Raw genomic sequence first — 24,247 nt, 5'->3', positions numbered from 1 at the left:
TCCGGTTTCAGAAACTAGCGTTCAATCCTACGATGTACGTGCGGGCGAGCGGGTAGCTGCTGTAGTCTACCCGCACGTTGCTGCGTCCGAAGGAGTTCGCCTCGGGATCGAAGCCGATGTAGTCGGTAATGGTGAAGAGGTTCTGCCCGGTGACGTACAGGCGCAGGCTGTTCAGGATGCCCTCTCCGGTCAGCGGGACCGTGTAGCTCAGCTGTACGTTTTTCAGTCGGAAGTAGGAAGCGTCCTGCAGGACGAGGGTGTTGACCTTTCCCGCCCCGTAAGCATTGGGGTCCACACCGGAGGGCCACTTGGTAGTGGTGTTCTGGGGGGTCCAGCGGTCGAGGGATTGCTCCGCCAGCCGGTTCCGACGGAAGTTGGCCGGGTAAAGGCTCTCGATCACGTTGATGTTAAGCAGGTCGGCACCCTGCTGGCCCTGGAAGAAGATGTCCAGCTGCCAGTTCTGAAAGGTGAAAGAGTTCGATACGCCGTAGGAAAAGTCGGGGAACGGACTGCCGATGATGGTCTGGTCCGCCGGCGTAATGGCTCCGTCGTTGTTCCGGTCCTCGAAGATGGGGAAGCCGGGCTGGGCGTTCGGCTGGGCCGATTCGGCGATGTTGTCACCTTCCTGGAAGATGCCCTCCACCACGTAGCCGTAGTAAGAGGCCAGCGGCTGACCGACCTGGATGACCGCGGTGTTGCCCACCGCCTGGATGTTACCGGTGACGATGGAGGAAGCCCGGCCAAGGTCGAGCACCTTATTTTTGATCGCCGAGAAATTGAGCGAAGACTTCCACTTAAAGGAAGGCGTCGAAATGTTGACGGAATTGGCCAGAAACTCGAAGCCCTGATTGCGGACTTCCCCGACATTTGTCAGCACCGACTGGAAGCCGGACGAGCGCGGCAGCGGCAGGTTGAAGAGCAGGTCCTTAGTATTCTTGAGAAAGTAGTCTACCGATCCGTAAATGCGACCGTTGAGGATGCTGGCGTCAATGCCGATGTTGAACTGTTCGGTCGTCTCCCAGCGTAGGTCGGGGTTTGCGATGCGCTGCGGCGTCACGCTGCCCTCGACGTTGCCGTTGAACACGACGCTCGGTCCGGTTCCGAAGGTGAGCTGGGAGGCGTAATTGCCGATTTCCTGGTTGCCGGTCTGTCCCCAGCTCGCCCGCAGCTTGAGCTCCTCGAATACGGCCGGGACGAAGGGCTCGCCGGACAACTTGTAGCCAAAGGCAAAGGAAGGAAAGTAGCCGTACTTCTGGTTCGCTCCGAAGCGGGAGGAGCCGTCGGCCCGGATGGAGGCCGTGAAGAGAAATTTGTCGAACAGGTTGTAGTTGGCCCGGGCCAGGTAGGACAGAAGGGTATTCTCCTCCCGCCCGCTCACGAGGGCGTCGGTGTTGGTATCTCCGAGGCTGAGGTTGCCGGTGCCGATCTCGTCGGTCGGGAACCCGCTGATGCTACCCCCAAAGAGTTTGTTCTGAAACCATTGATAGGTTACTCCGCCCAGTAGGGTGAAGACGTGGTTCTCGTTGATCGAGGTGTTGTAGTTCATCGTGTACTCCAGCAGGGTGCTCGACCGCTCCAGCATCGAGATATTGGCGATGCCGCGTGCCGGTCCGCCGTAGAACGTAGCGCGCGTGTTGTAGATGTCGCGGCGCGTCGTCTGCCGGTCCGTGCCAAAGTTCAGCTTAGCTATGAGGTTCGGGAGGGCTTCTACGGATACGAAGGCATTCCCCAGCGTCCGATTAGTTTGCCCGCCGCTGTTCACGCCCCGGATCAGGGCCACCGGATTGTTGACGGTAAGGTTGGTCGACTGATTGTAGCTGCCGTCGGCGGCAAAGATGGGCTCCGTCGGATCGTACAGCAGGGAGGAATAGATCGGGCCGGCGTTCTCGTTGGTCTGGATGCCGTCGATGTTGTTGTTGTCCTCGACCAGACTGGTGTTGATGTTGATGCCCACGTCGACCCGGTCGCTGAGCTCGGATTCCACATTGATGCGACCGATGTACTTCTCGATACCGGAATTCTCGACGACGCCCTGCTGGTTGAAGTAGTTTACGGAGGCGTATACCGAGGTGCTGCCGGCCCGGCCGCTCAGGGAGAGGTTGTGGTCCATCACCGGCGCGTTGCGGTAGACCTCGTCCTGCCAGTTCGTGCCGGCGCCGATGGCCGTTATGTCAGCCGCACTGAACACCGGATCCTGGCCGCGAGCCACCGAGAGGTCGTTCATCAGGGTGATGTACTCCTGGGTGGAGAGAATGTCGAGTTCCTTGGCGACGGTTTGCAGGCCGGCGTAGGCGTTGTAGCTTACGGTAAGTTGTTCGCCCGCACCCTTCTTGGTGGTTACGATGATGACGCCGTTGGCGCCCCGCGATCCGTAAATCGCGGTAGCCGAGGCATCTTTCAGGATTTCAATTGATGCGATGTCATTGGGGTTAAGGGAGTTCAGCGGATTGCGGGGGCTTTCGTTCGCGCCGATGCCGCCCGCCCCGCCGGAGGAGAGGTTCGGGCTGTTGTCGATGGGAAACCCGTCGATCACGTACAGCGGCTCGTTGCCCGCATTGATGGAGCTGGCCCCCCGTACCCGGATGGAAAGTCCGCCGCCGGGTTCGGCACTGCTCTGGTTGATCTGCACGCCCGCGGCCCGCCCCTGCATCATCTGGTCGACGGAGGCGTTGGCACCGGGGTTGAGGTCTTCCGTCTTAAGGGAGGATACCGCCCCCGTCAGGTCGCTCTTCTTTACGGTACCGTAGCCGACCACCACGACCTCTTCCATGGCGATTCCCTCCGCCAGGACAATGTTCAGGTCGCCCGTTGCCGGAACTTCCTGGGTGGAGTAGCCCGTGTAGGTGAAGACCAGGGTGCTGGTTTCGGGCACTTCGTCGAGCGTGAAATCTCCGTTGTAGTCGGTGACGGTACCCCTAGTGGTACCCTTTACCATAATGGTAGCCCCGATAAGCGGCTCGCCATCCGAACCGGTCACGTTGCCGTTTACCGTCTGGGCCAGGGTGGTTGCCGTGCATAGAAGTAGGCAGGCGAATACATTGAGTAGTGGTTTCATGATCGAAAGTTGTTAAGTTTAAAACCTAGTGGAAGCAAGAAAAAGTAAGCTGCTGGAATCGACGAAGCACCAGTTAAAAACCCAGTTGCGTAAGCAGCGTACGGGCCGGGGCGTCGATCTCGTCGAAGATGTAGGGGACTTTCTCCACCCCCTCCGTGTGGTCGGCAACCAGCTGGCGTAATCGAGCAACGACCTCCCGGTTCCCGGCACTCACCTCATACTGCTCGGACGGATCGTGCTCCAGGTTGTACAGCTGGGGACGGGTGTACTGGGTGACGTTACTGTACGACTCTACCGACTTCAGGTGCATCTTCCAGGGGCCGGAGCGCACCGCGTACAGTTGATTCAGGTGGTAGTAAAAGAAGGTTTCCGTCGCTTCCTCCTGCTCGCCCTTCCACACCGGTAGAAGATCGTTGCCGTCGATGGTCCGATCCGTAGGTACCTGGCCCCCGCCGAGCTTAATCAGGGTGGTGTACAGGTCCATGGTGGTACCCAGCGACTGAATGATCTGATTTTCGGGGATCGTTCCCGGCCACTGTACCACCGCGGGTACCCGCATGCCGCCTTCCCAACAACTGCCCTTGCCGCCGCGGAGCAGTCCGGCGGACCCGCCTTCCTCGTGCTGGGTGGTCCAGGGTCCGTTGTCGCTGGTGAAGATGACGATGGTGTTCTCCTCCAGTCCGCGCTCCCGCAACCGTTCGAGCACTTTGCCGACGCTCCAGTCAAGTTCTTCTACTACGTCGCCGTAAAGTCCGCGGCGGGTGCTGCCTTCGAAGTCTTCGCTGGCGTACAGGGGGACGTGGGGGAAGTTCGGCGCGTAGTACATGAAGAAGGGCTCGTCCCGGTGCTCGTCGATGTAGGTGAGCACCCGGTCCGTGTAATCGATGGTCAACTGACTCTGGTCGACATCCTCGTCAACCACCTTCTCTCCCTCCAACATGGGGAGGGTGGTGTACAACTGCTTTAGCGGGCCCTCGGAATCCGAATTCGACCGCATGTCATTAGAGTAGGGGATGCCATAGTAGTAGTCGAAACCGTGGCGGGTGGGCAGGTATTCGGGAAGGTGTCCGAGGTGCCATTTACCGACCATTCCGGTGGCGTAGCCGGCATCGCGCAGGGCTTCGGGTAGCGTTACTTCTTCCTGCGGCAGTCCACCCGTAGAAAAGGGGAAGAGCACGCCGAGTTTTTCGCCCACCATGCCGCTGCGGATTGGTAAGCGTCCGGTCAAGAGGGCCGCCCGGCTTGGTGAACAGACATTGGCACCGACGTAGAAGCTGGTCAGTTTGGCGCCGCGACGGCCCATTTCGTCCAGGTGAGGGGTGCGGATGGTCGGGTGACCGAAGGTGCTCAGGTCACCGTAGCCCAGGTCGTCCGTAAAGATGACGACGATGTTCGGGGGGCGGTCCTGGGCAAGCAGCACACCGGATAGTAACAAGAAGAAGGTAATTTGGCGTAGGATTAGCATGACCGTATTTTGTTCCAAATATCGGCCGACTACCTCCCTGGTCCCTTCTACATTCTCGTCAAATGCGTTGAAAAATCGGTCACGGAGTCGCTTTGTCCCGCTGACGAGCCTGGAATTCCGTGGGCGTCATCTGGTACAGTCGCTTGAAGCAGGTGGAGAAGTACTTCGGGTCGGAAAAACCCACCCGGTACCCGATCTCGGAGATGTTCAGCTCCGTGCGCTGAAGCAGATCGAGGGAACGCTTCAGCCGGATGGTGCGGATGAATTCGTTGCCGCTAAGGTCCGTCAGGCTCTTCAGCTTGCGGTAAAAGGTGGAGTTGGACATGCCCAGCTCCTCCGAAATGTCCGCTACTTCCAGGGTGCCGTCGTCCAGCCGCTGGTCGATGTATTCGACTACCCGGTCAATGAATGCCTGGTCGGCCTGATTCAGCACGAGGTCATCGGTGGCCAGTAGGGTAGAGTGGAGGAAGGCTTGCTTCAGTCGCTTTCTGGATCGAAGGAGGTTTTCCACCCGGGCGCGCAGCAGACTGGTAGGGAAGGGCTTGGTTACGTAGGCGTCTGCTCCCGTGCGCAGCCCCTCTATTTCGTGATCGGTCGAGTTCAGGGCGGTTAGGAGAATGATGGGGATGTGCCCCAGCAGGAAGTCGGCCTTCGCCGCGGTACAAAAGGCGTAGCCGTCCATGCCCGGCATCATCACGTCGCAAATGATCAGGTCGGGCATGGCGGTGCGGGCGAGTTCCAGGGCGCGTTCGGCCGATTCCGCCGTAAACACCTCGTGGCGGTCGGCGAACATCTCTTCGATCAGTTCCCGGACGTCGGGCTCGTCGTCTACGACGAGCAACTTGCCCTCGGATACTTCGGTACTAATCCGCTCCCGCTCCGGGATGGGGGCAAATTCCGTTGGCACATTGCTTACCCTTGGTTCCGGCGAATCTTCGTGCATCAACTCCAGGTCGGCCTTCGGAAAGCTGAGCGTAAACTGCGTGCCCTCGTACAGGGTAGACGTAACTTCGATCGATCCGCGGTGGAGGACGGTCAGTTGCTTCACCATGTGTAATCCCAGTCCCGAGCCTACCCGACTGTCGTCCCGTTGTTCCTGAAAGAAGGTGGTGAAGACCTTGTCCAGATTCTCCGGCTTGATGCCGCGGCCGGTATCGGTAACCCGCAGGTGGTAATGGGCAGGGTGGGGGGAATCTTCCGGTTCCGTGACCTTCAGTGTGACCGACCCCGCATCGGTGAATTTCACGGCGTTGGCCACCAGGTTCGTCACGATCTTTTCCATGACGTCCCGGTCAAAGATCACGTACGGATACTTTTCCATGTTTGTCTCGAAGTGGAGGCGAATGCCTTTCTCCTCCGCCATCCCCAGAAAACCGTACAGGATTTCCTCGGCGAAGGCTACGATGTTGCCCTTCTTTCCAAATACTTTCATATCCGATTGCTCTATTTTTCTAAAATCCAGAATCTGGTTGACCCGGTGCAGCAGCTTATGGGTGTTGCGGTGAATTAGCCGGAGGAGTCGACCCTCTCCGCCGCCACTACTACGACTGATGATCTCCTCCAGCGGACCGATAATCAGCGTCAACGGCGTCCGCAACTCGTGGGTGATCTGGGTAAAGAAGTCAATCTTGAAGTTATACAACTCCTCCATTTTTTCCCGCTCGAAACGCTGCATGACCACCTCCTGCCGCAGCTGCCGGCGGTGGCGGCGGAACAAGTAAAACTGGCGGCCCAACAGGAAGAGGACAATCCCGTATCCCAGGTACGCCCATCCGCTCTGCCAGGGTCGGGGCGGCAAATGCACCGCCAGACTGGCCGTTTGCCCCGCGAACTCGGCCCTCGCCCCCCGGTATTTCACCTCGAAAGTATAGTCACCGGCCGGCAGGTCGCGGTAGGTCGCGTAGTTGCGGCTGCCCACGTAATTCCAGTCTTCCTCGTAGGGATGCAAACGGTAGGCGTAATTCATCCGCGACGGGTTGTGGTAGTCCAGCGCGGTGTACTCGAAGGTGATCAGGTTTTGGTACACCGGCAGGCGCACCCCATCGATGTACGCCAGCTCACCCGGTACCCGGAAGCCCGCAACATCCGATTCCACGGCCGACCGGTTCAGGAGTAGAAAGTCCGTCAGGTGCACCTGTGCGTTGGGTGTGGGCGCCGTGTGTAGGTTTGCGGGGTCGAAGGCATACATCCCGCTGTTTCCCCCGACGACGATTTCTCCCCGGGACGTGGTCACTAGGCCGTTACGGTTGAAGTAGGTCGGCTGAAACCCTTCGGTGTGATCGAGAATGTTGCGCACCCGCCACTGCCCGTCGACGCGGACAAGCCCCTGGTTCGTGGCCAGCCAGTACCCGTCGGAAGGGTCCTCACAGATGGACATCACCGTGAAATGTTTGTCCGGGGGTAAGCCGCTCAGCATTTCGTACTCGGTCAGGTCAGGACTGTAGCGAATCTGCCCCTGGTGATCCGAACAGATGATCAGCCGATTCTGGGCGTCGAGGTAAAGGGACGTCACGGCGGTGAGCGGTGGATGCTCCGGGGGGAAGGCGTGGTGGCGAAAGGTGCGATCGTGCTTGGAGAAGACGTACAGACCACCGGTGCGGGTAGATAGGTACGCCACGCTGTCGTTGTGGACCAGGGAGGTCACCATGGTGGTGGAGTCCGGCAACCGGTACGTATCGAGACTGCCGTCGTCGAGGTCGTATAGCTGCAGCCCGTCCAGATTAGAGAGGTAGATCTTTCGACCGTCCTGCAAAATGTTGCTGACCAGGCTCCCCGGGCGCAGTTTCTTGTCCCGGTTGGCGTGATGAAAATAGTTCCAACGCCCGGTAGCGAGGTGATAATCGTAAAAACCGGTGAGCGTGCCGATCAGCAGGTGATCCTCCGCGTCGGTCAGCAACAGGCTCATAATGTAATTATTCTCCTTGCGGCGTCCCAAATCCAGGGAATCGGAATCGGTAGGCGTAAATTTCTCGAAGCGGTCCGCGCTCCGGTCATAGTACAGGAGTCCCTCTTCCCCGGCCCCTACCCAGAGATCGTTGTTCTTCGTGGGGGCGAAGGAAGTGATGTAGTTGCTGTTGATGCCGTTATTTTCTCCCTTCGGAAAGTACAGGTTGTACCGCATCTGGTGCTGGTAGTAGTACTCCAACCCACTGGTGAAGGTGCCGATCCACACCCCTCCCGCATCGTCCGCGTAGATGCAGGAAAGGGAGTTGGTCACGAAGTTGCTCTCCGGCTGGTCTCCGTACTGAATCACGTCGACGTCCCCCGTCGCCGGGTCCAGAATGTTCAGCCCGTTCCGCCCCGTACCGATCCATATCCGGCCCTCCCGGTCTTCAATGACGCCGTTGATGAAGCGGGAACTGAGGTTCTCTACTACCGTCCAGTGGCGGCTGCCGGGGTCGTAGTACCGCAGACCGTTGCCCCGATCGCTCACCCAGATGCGTTGCGCCGAGTCAAAGTAGATCGTGGACACGAATTCAACTACCCCCGGTTCGCGGATAAAATCGTCGGCCAGAGGATTGCTCATGCGCCCCGCCGCCGCATCGTACCGCCGCAGCCCCACGTTGGTATTGATCCATACCCGGTCGTCGGCATCCACGTGCAGCGCGGTCATCGCGTCCATTCCGGGTTCGGAAGACAGGCCGGCAAGCTTCAGTTCTCGGACCACCTTCAGCCGTTCGTCCAGTTGCAGCAACACCCGTTCCGTAATGACGAATACCCGTCCACTACCGTCGCCCGCGATCGCCTTGATGGATTCTTCACCTAGTACCGGATGCGCGAAACGTTGGAAGCGGGAAGTTCGCCGGTCGTATACGTTGAGTCCCGCCAGCGTTCCCACCCATAGGCGGTCCCGCTCGTCCTCGTACAGCGCCGTTATCTGGTCGTTGGAGAGACGGGTGCTGTCCGTAGCGTCCGCGAGGTAAATGGTGAACTGGCGGCCGTCGTAGCGGTTGAGCCCCAGATCCGTGCCGACCCACATAAAGCCGCTCCGGTCCTGGAGGATGCACGTTACCCGGGGGTAGGACAGTCCCTCCCGTACTGAGATATTTTTGAAGTGGATCTGCTTGCTAAACTGAGCGTTCAGCGGCGGGGCAAATACGCACCAGGCTACCAGGAGGAGCCACTTAACTGGACGGGAAATGTGTAGCATGCAACGACTGTTCCGGGAGCTGACCCGGGTAGGGAAGATACAAATTCGCCCGTTTCCGGGGGCGGGGCCGCGGGAGCAAGCAACCTACCAACCGCTTGCGCAGCGGGCAAAAATCCAGGGTAAAAGCTATTGCGTGTTGTCACATAATGCCGTACTTTAGGAGTACCCCCATTACAAGACGGTAGCCTGGAACCCATGCACACTTACCATTAAGGATGCCCATCCGCCCCCCAGGATGGCTTTGACCGGTATGCATTACTCACCCATACTTCTATCGCCATGGCTAGCAAAATTCTAAAGTTTGTCGCGTTCCTAGTGGCAGGTATCCTGCTGGTCGCGGCAGTGACCGTGCTCTACCTCAAAACAGCCCTGCCGGATGTGGGCCCGACGCCGGAAATCACCGTAGACCGAAGTCCCGCCAACGTGGAAAGGGGAAGATATCTGGCCAATCACGTCATGGCCTGTACGGACTGCCACTCCCAACGCGACTGGACAAAGTACTCCGCTCCCGTCATACCGAACTCCGTTGGAATGGGCGGAGAAGTATTTGACCACGAGATCGGCTTGCCCGGACGCTACGTGGCCAGCAACCTTACCCCCGCGAACCTGGGCAGCTGGACAGACGGCGAGATCTTCCGCGCCGTTACTTCCGGAGTGGGCGAGGGGGGGCGGGCCCTTTTTCCCATTATGCCCTACCATGCCTTCGGAAGGCTCGATCGGGAGGATATTCTGTCGATCATTGCCTACCTCCGTTCCCTCGATCCTATCGACCACGTAACCGAACCGTCGCGGTCCGATTTCCCGATGAACCTGATCGTGAACACCATCCCGGCCAAGCCGCAGTTCACCAAACGCCCGGACCCGTCGGACCAGGAAGCCTACGGAGAGTACCTGGTCACGGCGGCGAGTTGCATCGACTGCCACACGCGTCAGGAAGGCGGGGAATTCGTGGGTAAGCCCTTTTCCGGAGGCTTCCGGTTTCCCCTGCCGAACGGTACGACCGTCTTTTCGGCGAACATCACCCCCCACGAAACCGGAATCGGCAGTTGGACGGCAGATCAGTTCGTAGCACGGTTCAAGCAGTACCAGGACACCGGCTACGTCTCTCCCACCATCATGGAGGGTGACCCCCAGACTGTCATGCCCTGGGTAATGTTCTCCGCGATGGAGGAAGAAGACCTACGTGCGATCTTTGCCTACCTGCGCACGCTCGAGCCGGTTGAATCGCGGATTACAAATTTCGGTGCCCCGCCGGCACAACCGCGCAATCCCGTGGTCCGGCAGGAAGGAAAGAAATAATCACCGACCGGTACGGAAGCACTTTATCACCGCGGACATTTAGTCCCGAATTCAAGCCATCAACCCCGCCGGGTCCCCCGATTCGTATGCCCGGAAACTTCGCTTTTGCGGGTTGCCCTTGAACCTGCGCACCGCCGCCCAAGCAGGGAATGAAAAAGTGAAAATTTTCTTAAAAAAATCTTGACTAAATCTGTGACCCGGTGTTTGTCACTCAGTCTATTCCGTGAACTGAGCGTCAGCATTCAGCCCCGACGGTCGGATACACGCGGTAGTTCGATTCACTTAATTTTTATTCCATGAAATACCTTTTGCTCGCAGGCTTGCTCAGCCTGACTTTTGCCTGTGACAACGGCACCACAACCACCGAGGAAACTACCGGAACCGACCAGGAGGTAATGCCCGGCGGTGAGGTGGCTACCGAACCCGTTTCGCCCGAAACCACCCTGGGCGTCGAAACGGGAACCGATCTTGCCTCCCACTTCGACATCGCCCTCAGTGACTTCGACCAAGCCCACTACGCGGATGCGGCCGACCACCTGAGAATGGGCATCTCCGCACTGGAAACCGCGGGCGTCAATCTGGAGGATGAAGCTCACGAAGAGCTGAAAGTCGTGATTGAAGAAATGGAAGACGTAACCGACCGCGTACGCGCCGGCGAGGTTACCGACCGTAGCGAAATCGAGACGCTCGTAGAGCGGGCCAACATGATCGTTACCCCGATCGAGGAGTAAGCTTTTCGGCAAATCTGACTTGAGAAACGCAGTCTCGTAGAAGTACGGGGCTGCGTTTTTTTTATTCGGAACGGGTAAATGCGCTACCTTGGAAATTGGTTAACCAAAATTTGGTTATCCGACACCGACATTAGAGCGGCCAACAATGGCCGGCGGAATTCGACATAAACTGCGCATCATGCACCAATTAAACAAAACGGCTTACGCCTTCATCTACATCACGTTAGCTGTCTTAGCCATCGGCTGTACCGGCACCCCGGAGTCGACCGAAACGGAATCCCAACCGGACGAGATAACGTACCCGAGCGACGTTCTGCCCTCCCTCGACCAGTGGAGCATCATGCTCGGCGACGGGGAAGTGATCCGCGACCTGACGGATTTCGCGCATCCCGAATATTTCTATACGGCCCACGATAGTACCGACTGGGTCGTCTTCAAAACGCCGAACGGCGGCGTGACTTCGCCCAACTCCCACAATACCCGAACCGAGCTGGGACAGAAGGAACGGTGGACGCCCGAAACCGGAGGTAAACTGCGCGGTACCCTCAAGGTGATGCACGTTTCCACCACCGGAGACGCGCGGGTGGCCGCATCGTATTCGGTCGTCGTGGGACAAATTCACAGCGGGGACGGACACGAGAACGAACCGATCAAGATCTTTTACAAGAAGTTTCCGGGACACGAGCGGGGGTCCGTCTTCTGGAATTACGAGATCAACACGGAAGGCGACAATGATAAACGGTGGGATTATTCCACGGCCATCTGGGGCTACGATATGTCGACCCTGGGCGATGGTCCGGACACTTACCCGGCCGAACCGGAAGACGGCGTTGCACTGGGAGAAGAATTCCGGTATGAGATCAACGTTCACGAAGGAGTGATGTACCTTACCTTCGAGCGCGAAGGGTACCCAACCAAAACCTTCACCAAAAGCCTCCTCGAATCGGAGTACGCGAATAAGGAAGACATGCCCGAACAGATTGTGACGCTCTACGCCGGCCTCGGTCGCGACGGGACCGAACGCCCCACGGCCTACGCAGGAGAGCAGCAGTTCTTTAAGCAGGGGGCCTACAACCAAACCAACGGCCGGGATCCCGGGACGAATAGGGTCTGGAGTACCGGAGCGGATACCTACGACGGAGACGTAGCGAAACAGTACGCCAACGGTAGCTACACCGAAGTGTGGTTCCGGGAATCCTCCATCGGACCGGGAACGGCACCGACGCGCTGAACGAGGGTACGACGGTAACGGGCGACCTGCTAACTTACGGGTACCAACAACCCGCGCTCCCGTATGCCGTACCCCCATTTCCTGACGATCCTCGCTTTTTTTCTGCTGACCCTACCCACACTACCGGCCCAGTCTCCGCAACCGGACCTGGAACGCCAGATGTGGCCCGCCCACTGGATCACGGTACCGGGAACCGACCCGCAGGGCTACGGAATTTATCTGTTCCGTAAAGAAGTGGAATTGGCCGGGATGCCCGACAGCTTTCCGGTCTTGATCACGGCCGATAACCAGTACGAACTGTACGTCAACGGCACCTTTGTCAACCGGGGCGCGGCGAAGGGTGATCTCGATCACTGGAACTACGACCGGTTGGACCTATCCCCCTTCCTCACCGCCGGCACGAATACCGTAGCGGTGCGGGTCTGGAACGCGGGCGACTTTCGTCAGGAAGCGCAGATTTCCTACGGAACCGGTCTGATCGTCCAGGGCACCGCGCCAATTTCCGCTACGATCAACACCGACGACAGCTGGGTGTCTCGCCAGGACAGCAGTTACCGGCCGGTGCCCGTAAGCGTCTACGGACCCCGGCCAGATATGATCGGTATGTACGGCTACTACGTGGCGGGGCCCGGCGACCGCGTGGACATGGCTCAGCGAATCGACAAGTGGGCTAGCACCGACTTTGACGATACCGATTGGCAAAAGGCCCAGACCGTATCTCCCGGCGTTCCGCGCAATACGGTCGGCATGGACGCCCGCCAGCCCTGGCGATTGGTGTCCTCCCCGGTGCCCCCGATGCAACGCACACCGGAACGCTTCGCGGCCCTGCGCCAGGCGGAGGGCGTGACCGTACCCGACGATTTTCTGGCCGGAGGTGCCCCCCTACAGATTCCCGCCCGCACGACGGCTAGGCTGCTGCTCGACCAGTCGTACCTCACCAACGCCTTTCCTTCCCTTACCCTGGGCGGGGGCGCAGGAGCAACGACGGTACTGACTTACGCCGAAGCCCTCTACGAAGCTGACCTGCGGACCAAGAATAACCGCGACGAGGTGGAGGGCAAAAGCATACTGGGTCGCCAGGACAGCGTATTCACCGACGGCACGGCCGGGCAAACCTTCACCCCGCTTTCCTACCGGACGTACCGCTACGTGCAAGTGGAGATCACGACCGCGGACGATCCCCTCACCATCGCAGACATATCGGCCGTAGCCGTGGGCTTTCCCTTCGAACGGCGGGCCAGTTTACGTAGTCCACTCCCGGTTATGGATACCCTGCTCGACATCGGCTGGCGCACCGCCCGGATGTGCGCCATGGATACCTATATGGACTGTCCGTACTGGGAGCAGCTGCAGTACATCGGCGATACGCGCATCCAGGCGATGGTCTCCCTCTACGAGACCGGCGATGACCGATTGGTCAAGAACGCTTTGAACCTAATACACTACTCCCGGCAGCCGGAGGGCATCACCACGAGCCGCTACCCGACCAACATCAAGCAGATCATCGGACCCTTTTCGCTGTGGTACATCGGGATGTTGCGCGACTACATGTGGTACGGAACCGACCGGGCCTTCGTACAGGACAAGCTCTTCGGGGTGCGGCAAATCCTGGATTATTTCGGCAAATTTCAGGATGCCGACGGCTCACTGCGCAACCTGCCCAACTGGTCCTTCACCGACTGGGTGGAAGGTTGGCCCCGCGGCATTCCCCCCATGGACGAAGGCGGCCACTCCGCCGTGCTCGATCTCCAACTGCTGCTCGCCCTCCAGAACGCCACCCAACTGGAAGCGGAGTTGGGTATGGCGGTCTTTGCGCAACAGTACCGGGAACAAGCCGACCGGCTCGCGACCACCATCCGGGACCGCTACTGGGATGCCGGTCGCGGACTATTCGCCGACACCAGGGCACACGATCTTTATTCCCAACACGCCAACAGCCTGGCCATCCTGGCCGGACTCGTGCCAGAGGGAGACCTGGCATCGGTAGCGAGGCATCTGTTAGAAGACGAGGATCTGGCCCCCGCTTCCATTTACTTCCGCTATTACCTCCACCGGGCGCTGGTGCAGGCGGGGTTGGGCGACGACTACCTCAGCTGGCTGGACGTCTGGCGTACCAATATTAACCTGGGGCTGACCACCTGGGCGGAAGATTCCGACGTAGCGGGCGCCCGCTCCGACTGCCACGCCTGGGGATCGAGTCCCAATATTGAATTCTACCGCACCGTACTGGGCATCGACAGCGCCGCGCCACATTTCCGTAGCGTACGGATCGAGCCCCACCTTGGCGGCATCCGGCAAATTAGTGGGGAAATGCCCCATCCGGCGGGCAGTATTTCGGTCGACTACGACCTCGATGCGGGAACCGCCGTCGTCACCCTGCCCGCAGGCGTTACGGGAACCTTTACGTGGCAGGGAAGGACTACGCCGCTTGCCGCAGGGGTCAATCGGGTGAACCTGTAGATATAGCTTTTTCTGAGTGCGTTGCTCCCGCGCGCCGTCGCCCGAAGAGATTAATTGCACAAAATTGGAATAATGGAAAAGATCAGCTACCTTACAATTGGTTAACCAATTCATGGTTGACCAATTTTAGCTGTCTCGTTGTGGACGGAAGGTTTTTGAAAAGTCGATCGCATGAAATATTTATGGATGAGCTGCGGGTTTGCGCTCCTATTGCTGTCCTGTGGAGAGAACTCTACGGCGGAAAATGTTACCGTCGCGAATATGCAGGAACTGACCGATGCCATCGGCCGCAGCGCTCCGGGCACTGAAATCGTACTGGCCAACGGCGTTTGGGAGGATGCACGGATTAATTTTTACGGCATGGGGACGGAGGAAGCACCCATCACCCTGCGCGCCGAAACGCCCGGCGAAGTGTACCTGGAAGGACAATCTTACCTGCACCTGGGCGGGGAGCATTTGGTGGTAAGCGGGCTACACTTCCGGAACGGCTACACGCCCGAGGGGGGAGTAATTCAGTACCGCATCGGGCGGGACACGACGGCCTTTCACACCCGGGTGACCGACTGCGTGATCGACGGATTTACCCAGCCCAATCGCTACGATAGCGATACGTGGATCGAATTTTACGGCAAGCACAATCAGCTGGACCACTGCTACATCGCCGGGAAGTCGAACGACGGGGCCACGCTGATGGTCTACCACGCCGGCAACGAGCACACCGACAATCACCACCAGATCGTGAATAATTACTTCGGTCCGCGCCCCCGCAAGGGTGGGCCCCGGGGGGAGACGATCCGCCTGGGCGGCAGCGAAACGTCCATGACCCCCGGCCGGGTGAACGTGTCGAACAACTACTTCGAGGCCTGCAACGGGGAGGTAGAGATCATCTCCGATAAGACGAACTTCAATTTCTTCACCCACAACATCTTCGACAAATGCGAGGGCTCCCTGGTCATGCGCCACGCAAACTACACCACCGTCGACGGGAATATTTTCATCGGCGGGGATGATTCGGATTTCTACGGCGGCGTCCGGGTGGTGAACACCGGTCACTGGATCACCAACAACTACTTCTATAAGATCCGGGGGGAGCAATTCCGCAGCCCCCTGGCGATCATGAACGGCATCCCCAAGAGCTCGCTGAACCGCTACAAGCAGGTGACGGACGTGGTTGTAGCCCACAATACCTGGATCGACAGCCGTTCCCCCTGGCAGATCGGCGTCGGACAGAATATGGCCAGCGCCGACGTCCTCCCGGAGAGCGAGATCCGCTCGGCCCCGCCCATCCGGACGACCATCGCCAATAACCTCGTCTACAACACCGAAGTGGATACGCTGCCGGTATTCAATCACGACGACATCACGGGCGTTCGCTTCCAGAACAACCTGATCGACAACCACGGCACTGCCTATACCGAATACGAGGGCATCCGTAGTGCCGACATCGAGATGAAGCAGGTCAACGACTGGCTGCTCGTGCCGGCCGACGGACAGGACGAACTCCTAAATGAAGTGTACGCCGGCTTCGATTTCGACCGGATCAAGACCGACCTGTTCGGCAATTCCCGCGGCGAGAAAAACCGCATCGGGGCCATCAGCGACCTGGCGGCTGCGGCTGATTTTCGTATCGACAAAAGCCAGTACGGTCCGTCGTGGTACTCTACCGAGAAGGTGGCTGCTGAACCCACCGTGCACCAGGCAAGTCCGGCAGCCGGCGAGCTGGCAAACCTAATCGGACAGGCCGCCGCCGGGGACGTCATCGAACTGGGTGAAGGGGAGTACTCGCTTGACGCTTCCCTGAGGATCGATAAGAAAATTACCCTCCGCGCCGCGAGCCCGGGGGATGTCCGCCTTGTATACACCGGCGCGGATAACACTCCGGCCCTGGAAATGCACCCCGGAGGAGACATCCGCCTGGAGAATCTGCACCTGAGCGGCGGGGACAATCAGCTAGCCTTTGCCCCCCTCGACGAGGGAATGGCCTCGGCCTACAAGCTATCCGTCGACAACTGCGAGATCGAAAATTTCGGTCACGTCCTACTGGCTTCCCGTGGCTCCTTCGCTGACTCCCTCCGCTTTACCAATACCACGATCCGCAACTGCGCGAACGGCTTCGTGCTGGCCGCGGACGAGAAGGGCGACTATAACGCCGAGATGGTAACCTTCGAGGGCTGCACCTTCGACGGGGTGAGAAGTAATGTGATCGATTTTTACCGGGGCGGCTACGACGAATCGACCATTGGCGGACAGCTGACCCTGACCGGCAACACCTTCACCGGCTGCGGCGCGGGGGAGGGGAGTGGCGTACTCATCCGCACGCGGGGCATCATTAACGTGCACCTAGTTGGCAACACCTTCCGCGACAATCCGGTAGAACTGGTCGCTCTCCTGTGGGGGGAAAAGAACAACCACCACCGCGACAATACGGTGATCCGCTCCGGGCGCATCGAGGTGGAGCAGCAACAGGAGCTGGAACTGCTCTACTGATCGCTCGCCTCACTAACCGTACCTGCGACCCATACTATTCACTCACCGTAAGAAGCGTACCCCCATGAATCACGAAAACGGACCGGCCAACGACCATCCGACCACCAAAAAAAGTGCAGGGCAAAAGCTGCTGGCCTTCCTGCTGGCCTTCGGTCCCGGCATCTTCGCCATCGGCTACACCATCGGTACGGGCAGCGTCACCTCCATGATCGTGGCGGGTAATTCCTTCGGCATGGACCTGCTGTGGGTGCTGTTCTTCAGTTGCATCTTTACGGGTGTGCTGATCTACGTGTCCGGCAGCTACTACCTCTTTACCGGGGAAACCGCCCTGTACGCCGTGCGCAAACATTTGCCTATGGGGAAGGCCCTGGCCATTGCCATCATCGTCGCCGTGGGCATCGGCCAGTGGAACTCGCTGATCGGGATCCTGGGCATCACCTCCAACGTCATTTTTGAGATCCTGGTCATCAACTTCCCGGGACTGGCCGAGCAGCAGTACTGGGTGGTGCTCGGGCTGGCCATCCTGGTCATCGGCATTTTTTACCTGCTGCTGATCAAGGGCAGCTACTCGCTTTTCGAAAAAGTGCTTGCTCTGTTCGTCAGTATGATGGGTTTGTCGTTCGTCTTTACGCTACTCTTTGTGTTTCCCCTGCCGTCGGATATCGTTCGGGGGCTCATCCCGAAAATCCCCCAGGTGGAGGGGGCGGGTATTCTCATTGCAGCCTTCGTGGGAACGACCATGGCCGCGGCTACCTTCCTTTCGCGGCCACTGTTCATTCAGGGTAAGGGGTGGACCATGGATGATTTTCGGACCCAGAAGAACGACTCCATCATCGCGGCGCTGTTGATCTTCACCATCAGTGGGTCGATCATGGCGGTGGCGAGCGGCAGTTTGTACGGCCAGGGCAAGGAAATTACGACCGTGCTCGATATGTCGGGGGCGCTGGAGCCGTCCGTCGGGAAATTCGCCGTTAGCATCTTCTTTGCCGGCACGCTGAGCGCGGGGCTTTCCTCCATTTTTCCCTGCCTGATGATCGTGCCGTTGATGCTCGGCGATTACAATTCCGGGCAGCTGGACGTGAATTCCACTCGCTTCAAACTGATTACGGGGGTAGCTAGCATCCTGGCCCTGAGCGTACCGGTCTTCGGTTTCAACCCCATTCAGGGGCAAATCTTCACCCAGGTATTCAATGTTTTCGCCCTGCCGCTGGTGGTCTTCTGCTTCCTCTTCCTGTGGAACCGGAAAAACGCGGGACTGCCCGCCAATCGCCTGGTCACGAACATCGTGATGGTGGGGGCCTTCGTATTTTCCCTCATTATCCTCTGGAACGGACTGTCGGATATATTTTAGGCGGGTAGGTTCCTCGCCGACCAGGCGCTTACTTCGAAGCCTGTCCCTCCGCCAGTTGCAACTGCACCGCCACGATGATCATGGGTAGGCCACTCTCCGCCGTGGGGTGGGAGAGGACCAAGTAGAGATCGTCGGAAGCGGATGGATCGGCGTCCGTGGGCAGCTTGACCGGAATGTGCAGGACCGGGGGCGCGGCGGCCATGTTCATATCTTCGGAGGGGGGCAGGAAGTCGGACTTCCCGATCAGCGGACCGTCGGCACTGCCGAGGTGCAGTTCGACCACGCCACCCACGGCGTTTACCATCGGTTTCGGAGCCATGGCAACCACATTTACGGCCTGTACGCCCGCCAGGCTGACGTCGTTGAGAGTCACATAGGAACCGGGACCGTCGGGCAGCAGCATATTCTGGCCGCCGTAGGTCAGCTTACGGACCTTCTCGTAACTGTCGAAACCGAAGACATCGAGTTGGGCGTTGCGCAGCACCACCGTTTTTTCCGTCGTTAGGCCGGGCAGGCCGCTGGCACCCTGGTCGCGGTAGGCGGCCCGCAGGATGTACACGCCCTTGCCGGCGTCGCCTTCGGGCAGTTCGATGGCGTAATCACCGCTAAGGGGCAGACCGGGACCGGTATCCTTGTTCTGGGCCATGATGTAGCGCACCATGCTTGCGGCATCCTCCGCCGCCAGCTCCGGGTGGGCCGACATCACGTGCTCGCCCCAGTTGCCCGTACCGCCGGAAATGATCTTGCCGGCCAGCATCTCGTGGGCTTCGGCGTCGCCGGTATAGCGTTCGGCGATGGCCTGGTAGCTGGGTCCGATGGATTCGCCGGCTACCTTATGGCAGGCCATACAGTCGTTCTCACCGATCAGGACTTCGCCGCGGGTGGTGAGCGCACCGTCGTCGGCCGAGCGGTGACCCTGGGCGATGGCGACCTTATCGTAGCCCTCCGGCAGGTAATCGACGGTGAAGGCGACCCGGTCGGCGGAGATTCCACTTTCGAGGGTGCCGTCTTCGGCGTCGCTTACGTTTACGGCATAGCGGATGGGCCGGCCGGGGGTGTAGAAGGAGCGGCTGCCCTGTAGATCAAGCTCCACTACGGGCGGCTCGTTGCCGACGGTCAGGTCGGTAGACTGGGTCGTGACTCCACCGTTGCCGTCGTCGACGGTAAGGACGGCACGGTAGATGCCGGGTTCCGTGAGGGTAACTTCCGTGGCGGTGCCCGCGAAGGTTTCTTCGTAACCGTTGTCGGAGGTGATCTTCCACCGGTAGTCGAGTTCGTCGCCGTCGGCGTCTTCCGTTCCCTCGGCCGAGAGGCTTACGGTGAGGGGAGCGGCACCGCCCATGGTGCTGGCAATGAGTTGGGCTTCCGGTACCCGGTTGCCGCCGTTGTATTCGATGCGTACGAGGCGGGCGTCGTCGTTCTGGGTAAACCAGCCGGAGCCGTACTCGAGCATATAGAGGTCGCCGTCGTCGGCAAAGACCATGTCCATCGGATTGCTGAAGCTGTAGCTCGGCATGAAGCGTTCCATGGAGACGTAGTCGCCGTTTTCGTCGAGGGTCACGGCCATGATCCAGCCGCGCATCCACTCGTAGGCTAGCAGTTTGCCGTTGTAGTAATTGGGGAAGGCGCGCTCGGCACCAGTGAAATCGTCGGTGTAGAAGACCGGTCCGGCCATGGCGTTGCGTCCACCGCTACCCACCAGAGGGAATTCCGGGGAGGGGCCGTAGGGGTACCAAATGAGGGCTTCCCTGGCCGGGGGCAGTTGTTCCAGGCCGGTGTTGTTGGGAGACGTATTGGTGGGTGCGTTGACGTCCCACATTTCGCCGGATCGTTCGGCGGCGAAGTCGTACTTGTGGTAGGCTTTGTTGTTGCCGACAAAGTGCGGCCAACCGAAGTTGCCCGGCTCCCGCGCTTGTCCGACCTCGTCGTGTCCGGCGGGGCCGCGGGTGCTGTCCGGGTCGGAAGCATCTGGGCCTACTTCCCCCCAGTAAACGTAACCGGTACGCTGATCGATAGAAATACGGAAGGGATTCCGGTGGCCCATGGTGTATATCTCGGGCCGCGTCTTTTCGGTGCCCTCGGGGAACAGGTTCCCGGCGGGGATGGTGTAGGAGCCGTCATCTTCGGGGTGAATGCGGATGATCTTGCCGCGCAGGTCGTTGGTGTTGGCCGATGATTTTTGGGCGTCCCAGGGGCCGCGGTCGGGGCGCTCGTCGCTGGGGCTGTAGCCGTTGGAGGCGTGGGGATTGGTGTTGTCGCCGGTGGAGAGGTAGAGGTTGCCGTCGGCGTCCCACGCGATGGAGCCGCCGGTGTGGCAGCACTCCTCACGCTGAACGGGCACGTCGAGCATGATCTTTTCGGAATCCAGGAGCAGTTCGTCGCCGTCCATTGTGAAGCGCGACAGGCGGTTGACGGCAGGTTCCACTGGGGAGTAGTAGAGGTAGATCCACTGGTTGTCGGCAAAGTCCGGATCTTTGTTCAGGCCGAGCATGCCGTCTTCGGCCGTGCCGCCGCCCGCGTACTTGGTGCTGACGGGGAGGGTGGCTATGGTCCTGAGTTCCTGCGTCTGGGTGTTGTACAGCCGGACTTCGCCCTTGCGCTGGATGAAAAGGATGCGGTGGTCGTCGAGCAGGGTCATCTCCATGGGCTCGTCGAGCTTATCGGCCAGGACGACCTTGGCGAAGCGGTTCTCTTCGGGACGTGCTTTCGAGTAGTCGAGGGGCTGGGGGTCGCTGCCTCCGCTGGCGTAGTCGATGCCGGCCCAGAGGTGCTGCAGGAAGGTGGAATCGGCGTAAGCTTCGTTCGTATGTCCCAGGGCGGTGTAGAAGGAGCGTCCGCCGTCGAATTCCTGGTACCAGGCCATGGGGTGGTAGTCGGGGTTCTCACCGCCGATGTAGCTGCTGTCGTCCAGTTCCAGTACGGCGTTGATGCGGGGGGAGATGTTGCGGAAGCTGTAGAATTCATCGGTGCGACGGAAGGTGTCGGGGAACATCGACGTGGCCCACATATCCTTTTCCAGGACCGTAAACTTGCCCTCCTGCACATTGCTGGGCGTACTGGGGTGCATGAGGAAGTAAGCGCCGGCGAGTTGGCCGTACCAGGGCCAGTCGTATTCGGTATCGGTAGCGGAGTGTACCCCCACGTAGCCGCCGCCCGCCTGGATGTAGCGCTCGAAGGCTACCTGCTGCTCGGGATTGAGCACATCGCCGGTGGTGTTCAGAAACACCACGGCCCGGTACGTCCGCAGCGTATCCTCGTTAAAGCGCTCGGCGTCTTCGGTCAGGGTGACGGTGTAGCCGTGCTCGGCGGCCATTTGCTCCACGGCGGCCTGTCCCGCTTCGATGGACTCGTGGCGGAAGCCGTCGGTCTTGCTGAACACAAGTAGGCGGGAGGCATCGTCAGTCCCTTCAGTTTCGGAACCACAACCCGCGGCGAACAGCAGCAATGAAGTGCACAAGGTGTAAATCAGTGACGGTAAGCGCATAAAATTCATAGGAGCATGATCTGGTAGTCACCAAAGGTAACGATAAGTAAGCTAAAGTCTAAAAAAAAGATAATAGCCAAACTTCCCATATATTGCGTTGGGCGTCGCGTACCGACGAAACGATCGGCCCGTAATATATCGCCCACCTGTTCTTCTTCCTGTCCCTTAGCCATGCCCGACACCGACCTGCCGACCGACCTGAATACCGAGTACATCCGCCAGCTCTCCATCGACTGCGTGGTCTTCGGCTACCGGGACGGGAAGTTGTACGTCCTGGTTCCCGAACTGATCTTTCGGGGCGATTTCTACGGCCTCCCCGGCGGCTTCATCCGGCAAACGGAGTCCATCGACGCCGCCGCCCGCCGCATTCTCGAGGGGCGCACCGGCATCACGAACATTTACCTGGAACAGTTTCGGGTCTTCGGCGGTACGGATCGCAACAACCGTAGTGCCCTGGAACGTCTGGTCGAGTTGAATGCCGATGCGGATGGCAGCGTGCGCTGGATGCGGGACAACCTCCACTGGCTCGTCGACCGCTTCGTCTCCATCGGCTACTATGCACTGGTGGACATGCGTGTGGTAAAACCGAGCAAAACCGATGTGGACGCCACCGTCGACTGGTACCCGGTGGATAACCTCCCGAAGATGATCATGGATCACCGCGAGATCGTAGGGGAAGGGTTACTTTCCCTGCGCCGTGTCCTGGACGAAAAACTCATCGCCTTCAATTTGCTGCCCGAGAAATTTACGATGAAGGAGCTGCGGCTCCTGTACGAAGCCGTCTACGACCGACCCTTCCCCCGCAACAACTTCCAGAAAAAGATCCTGGACCTCGGCGTACTGGAGCGCCTGGAAAAAAAGTATACGGGAGCTTCCAATCGGGCGCCCTACCTGTACCGCTTTCGGCGGGAACGCGGGAGCGAACCCTCCGCACCACTATCTTAACCATGTGTAGTAGCCGGCCCGAGCTGATCCACCTATCATTGTGGCAAGCAAGCAAGCGGTAAACCCACGTCCGATATGAAGAAAAGCGCACTACCCGATCCCTTCGCCGCCGCTCGGCTGGAGAAAGGAATCGGTCACATGAACGACCAGGATGATCCGGTGACCATGATCCTGCGGTTGAAGGACTTGCGCAAGACGGCCCACAACTACAAGACCTTCCAGTCCGGAGCCACACCCGGCCGCATCGTAGTTCCCTCGGAGGTAAACATCCGCGATACCCGCCAAATTCCCTTCGAGCTCGACCCGCCGGAGCACACCGCCTACCGTGCCGCGGTGGAAGCCTGGTTCCGCCGGCCGCTGGAGGAGGATTATACCCGGGCGCTGACCGGACAGATCGAAGCCCTCGTGAACGAGGTGCTGCAGCGGGACACCGTAGAGGTCGTTAGTGCATTCGCCCTGCCCCTGCAGTCGCGCGCACTGACCCTCTTGCTCAACATTCCCGAAGCGGAAGCGGAAATCTGGATCTCCTGGGGTACCCACGTTTTCCGCAGCGAGGGCGTGGCACTCGATGGGGATAAGGCCAGCATCCTCTACGACTACATCGACGAGCAGATCGACCGAGCAATTGCCAATCCAGGGGAGGATCTCTATTCCGTGCTCCTTGCTTCCGCAGTCAACGGCAAACCAATGACCCGGGAAGAGGTCAGGGGCGTCATGATCCTCACCTTTGCCGGCGGGCGCGATACCCTCATCAACGCCATCACCAATTCCGTGGCCTACTTCGCCGAGCATCCGGAGTCCCTGACCCGGCTGCGCAATGAGCCGGAGATCCTCAACCGAGCCGTAGAAGAACTGGTCCGCTACTTTGCCCCGCTGACCCACATGGGGCGGGTCGTGACTCAGGACACCGAAGTGTGCGCCCACGCCGTCCGCGCCGACTCCCGCGTCTCCCTCTGCTGGGCCTCGGCCAACCGTGATGCCGCCGTCTTCGACAAAGCCGACGAGATCGTGCTGGACCGCAAGCTCAATCCCCACGTCAGCTTCGGCTTTAGTCACCACAATTGCCTGGGGGCCACCCACGCCCGCCAGCTGCTGCGCGTCTTGGTGGCTACCCTGGCCGAAAAAGTAGCTTCCATCGACCTGCTCGACCACCAAGACAACATCGAAGACCTCGATCAATTCAAGCGCAAGGTCGGATTCGATTCCCTCACGGTGCGCTTCCACGCGCGCTAACCCTCCCTATTCCCCAACTAACCATACTGAAATGGCAAACATCACCTTTATCACTACCGACGGCACATCGACCACGGTAAGCGGCAATTCGGGTTCCGTCATGGAGCTCGCCCGCGACCACAGCATCGAAGGCATTCTCGGCAATTGCGGCGGCGTGTGCTCCTGTGCCACCTGTCACGTACACGTCGCCCCCGAAGACGTGCGCAAAACCGGCGAAGCCAGCGAGATCGAGCGCGATATGCTCGAACTCGACGACAACGCCGACGAATACAGCCGCCTCTGTTGCCAGATCGTGGTCAGCGATGCCATCGATGGCGTCGTGCTGCGCGTCGCCGAATAAGCTTACCAAACCAACA

The 24,247-nt window shown here is 59.5% G+C and carries 13 protein-coding genes; 9 read left to right on the top strand and 4 right to left on the bottom strand.

Annotated features, from left to right (window positions below):
- Positions 1–7 precede the first annotated feature (7 nt).
- The 3 genes from GGR28_RS16690 to GGR28_RS16680 all read right to left on the bottom strand — a co-directional run bounded on the left by GGR28_RS16690 (position 8) and on the right by GGR28_RS16680 (position 8,670).
- Positions 8–3,055: a SusC/RagA family TonB-linked outer membrane protein gene (locus GGR28_RS16690; protein ID WP_183496963.1), complete on the bottom strand. Its 3,048-nt coding sequence runs from the start codon at positions 3,053–3,055 to the stop codon at positions 8–10.
- A 73-nt stretch (positions 3,056–3,128) separates the two neighbouring features.
- Complete coding sequence (locus GGR28_RS16685; protein ID WP_183496962.1) at positions 3,129–4,520, bottom strand: sulfatase family protein; 1,392 nt, start codon at positions 4,518–4,520, stop codon at positions 3,129–3,131.
- 79 nt (positions 4,521–4,599) lie between these two features.
- On the bottom strand, positions 4,600–8,670 hold the full coding sequence (locus GGR28_RS16680) for a hybrid sensor histidine kinase/response regulator transcription factor (RefSeq protein ID WP_183496961.1): 4,071 nt from the start codon (positions 8,668–8,670) through the stop codon (positions 4,600–4,602).
- Positions 8,671–8,949: 279 nt separating this feature from the next.
- Here GGR28_RS16680 and GGR28_RS16675 point away from each other — a divergent pair, with 279 nt between their 5' ends.
- The 6 genes from GGR28_RS16675 (at position 8,950) to GGR28_RS16650 (ending at position 18,229) form a co-directional block, all read left to right on the top strand.
- Complete coding sequence (locus tag GGR28_RS16675) at positions 8,950–9,969, top strand: c-type cytochrome (protein WP_183496960.1); 1,020 nt, start codon at positions 8,950–8,952, stop codon at positions 9,967–9,969.
- Between the two features lie 296 nt (positions 9,970–10,265).
- The gene (locus tag GGR28_RS16670; RefSeq protein ID WP_183496959.1) at positions 10,266–10,700 is read left to right on the top strand and encodes a hypothetical protein; all 435 of its coding nucleotides are present in this window, start codon (positions 10,266–10,268) and stop codon (positions 10,698–10,700) included.
- A gap of 178 nt (positions 10,701–10,878) precedes the next feature.
- Positions 10,879–11,931, top strand: a complete 1,053-nt coding sequence (locus GGR28_RS16665) for a polysaccharide lyase family 7 protein (RefSeq protein ID WP_183496958.1) — start codon at positions 10,879–10,881, stop codon at positions 11,929–11,931.
- Between the two features lie 63 nt (positions 11,932–11,994).
- Positions 11,995–14,391 carry an alpha-L-rhamnosidase-related protein gene (locus GGR28_RS16660; protein ID WP_183496957.1) on the top strand — a complete coding sequence of 799 codons (2,397 nt, stop codon included), beginning with the start codon at positions 11,995–11,997 and terminating at the stop codon, positions 14,389–14,391.
- A gap of 171 nt (positions 14,392–14,562) precedes the next feature.
- On the top strand, positions 14,563–16,878 hold the full coding sequence (locus tag GGR28_RS16655; protein ID WP_183496956.1) for a chondroitinase-B domain-containing protein: 2,316 nt from the start codon (positions 14,563–14,565) through the stop codon (positions 16,876–16,878).
- 64 nt (positions 16,879–16,942) lie between these two features.
- Positions 16,943–18,229: an NRAMP family divalent metal transporter gene (locus GGR28_RS16650; RefSeq protein WP_183496955.1), complete on the top strand. Its 1,287-nt coding sequence runs from the start codon at positions 16,943–16,945 to the stop codon at positions 18,227–18,229.
- A 28-nt stretch (positions 18,230–18,257) separates the two neighbouring features.
- Here the strand turns inward: GGR28_RS16650 and GGR28_RS16645 are convergent, their stop codons facing one another.
- A complete protein-coding gene (locus GGR28_RS16645) occupies positions 18,258–21,713 on the bottom strand; it encodes a ThuA domain-containing protein (RefSeq protein ID WP_183496954.1) in 3,456 nt (1,151 codons plus the stop codon).
- 171 nt (positions 21,714–21,884) lie between these two features.
- On the opposite strand from GGR28_RS16645, the gene GGR28_RS16640 reads away from it, so the two are divergent.
- The 3 genes from GGR28_RS16640 to GGR28_RS16630 all read left to right on the top strand — a co-directional run bounded on the left by GGR28_RS16640 (position 21,885) and on the right by GGR28_RS16630 (position 24,231).
- Positions 21,885–22,658 carry an NUDIX hydrolase gene (locus tag GGR28_RS16640; protein ID WP_183496953.1) on the top strand — a complete coding sequence of 258 codons (774 nt, stop codon included), beginning with the start codon at positions 21,885–21,887 and terminating at the stop codon, positions 22,656–22,658.
- 75 nt (positions 22,659–22,733) lie between these two features.
- Positions 22,734–23,891, top strand: coding sequence for a cytochrome P450 (locus GGR28_RS16635; protein WP_183496952.1), 1,158 nt, complete (start codon positions 22,734–22,736; stop codon positions 23,889–23,891).
- 31 nt (positions 23,892–23,922) lie between these two features.
- The gene (locus GGR28_RS16630) at positions 23,923–24,231 is read left to right on the top strand and encodes a 2Fe-2S iron-sulfur cluster-binding protein (protein ID WP_183496951.1); all 309 of its coding nucleotides are present in this window, start codon (positions 23,923–23,925) and stop codon (positions 24,229–24,231) included.
- The last annotated feature ends 16 nt before the right edge of the window (positions 24,232–24,247 follow it).

Source organism: Neolewinella aquimaris (assembly GCF_014197245.1).
GTDB lineage: Bacteria > Bacteroidota > Bacteroidia > Chitinophagales > Saprospiraceae > Neolewinella > Neolewinella aquimaris.
Note: the sequence above shows the minus strand (reverse complement) of the source record. Positions and strands in the feature narration are given on the sequence as shown.

What these genes read in the sequence shown, in the direction of transcription:
- GGR28_RS16680 (WP_183496961.1), bottom strand. Translation starts at nt 8,670, where the DNA reads ATGCTACACATTTCCCGTCCAGTTAAGTGGCTCCTCCTGGTAGCCTGG.
- GGR28_RS16635 (WP_183496952.1), top strand. Translation starts at nt 22,734, where the DNA reads ATGAAGAAAAGCGCACTACCCGATCCCTTCGCCGCCGCTCGGCTGGAG.
- GGR28_RS16630 (WP_183496951.1), top strand. Translation starts at nt 23,923, where the DNA reads ATGGCAAACATCACCTTTATCACTACCGACGGCACATCGACCACGGTA.
- GGR28_RS16685 (WP_183496962.1), bottom strand. Translation starts at nt 4,520, where the DNA reads ATGCTAATCCTACGCCAAATTACCTTCTTCTTGTTACTATCCGGTGTG.
- GGR28_RS16690 (WP_183496963.1), bottom strand. Translation starts at nt 3,055, where the DNA reads ATGAAACCACTACTCAATGTATTCGCCTGCCTACTTCTATGCACGGCA.
- GGR28_RS16675 (WP_183496960.1), top strand. Translation starts at nt 8,950, where the DNA reads ATGGCTAGCAAAATTCTAAAGTTTGTCGCGTTCCTAGTGGCAGGTATC.
- GGR28_RS16665 (WP_183496958.1), top strand. Translation starts at nt 10,879, where the DNA reads ATGCACCAATTAAACAAAACGGCTTACGCCTTCATCTACATCACGTTA.
- GGR28_RS16660 (WP_183496957.1), top strand. Translation starts at nt 11,995, where the DNA reads ATGCCGTACCCCCATTTCCTGACGATCCTCGCTTTTTTTCTGCTGACC.
- GGR28_RS16645 (WP_183496954.1), bottom strand. Translation starts at nt 21,713, where the DNA reads ATGCGCTTACCGTCACTGATTTACACCTTGTGCACTTCATTGCTGCTG.
- GGR28_RS16655 (WP_183496956.1), top strand. Translation starts at nt 14,563, where the DNA reads ATGAAATATTTATGGATGAGCTGCGGGTTTGCGCTCCTATTGCTGTCC.
- GGR28_RS16640 (WP_183496953.1), top strand. Translation starts at nt 21,885, where the DNA reads ATGCCCGACACCGACCTGCCGACCGACCTGAATACCGAGTACATCCGC.
- GGR28_RS16650 (WP_183496955.1), top strand. Translation starts at nt 16,943, where the DNA reads ATGAATCACGAAAACGGACCGGCCAACGACCATCCGACCACCAAAAAA.
- GGR28_RS16670 (WP_183496959.1), top strand. Translation starts at nt 10,266, where the DNA reads ATGAAATACCTTTTGCTCGCAGGCTTGCTCAGCCTGACTTTTGCCTGT.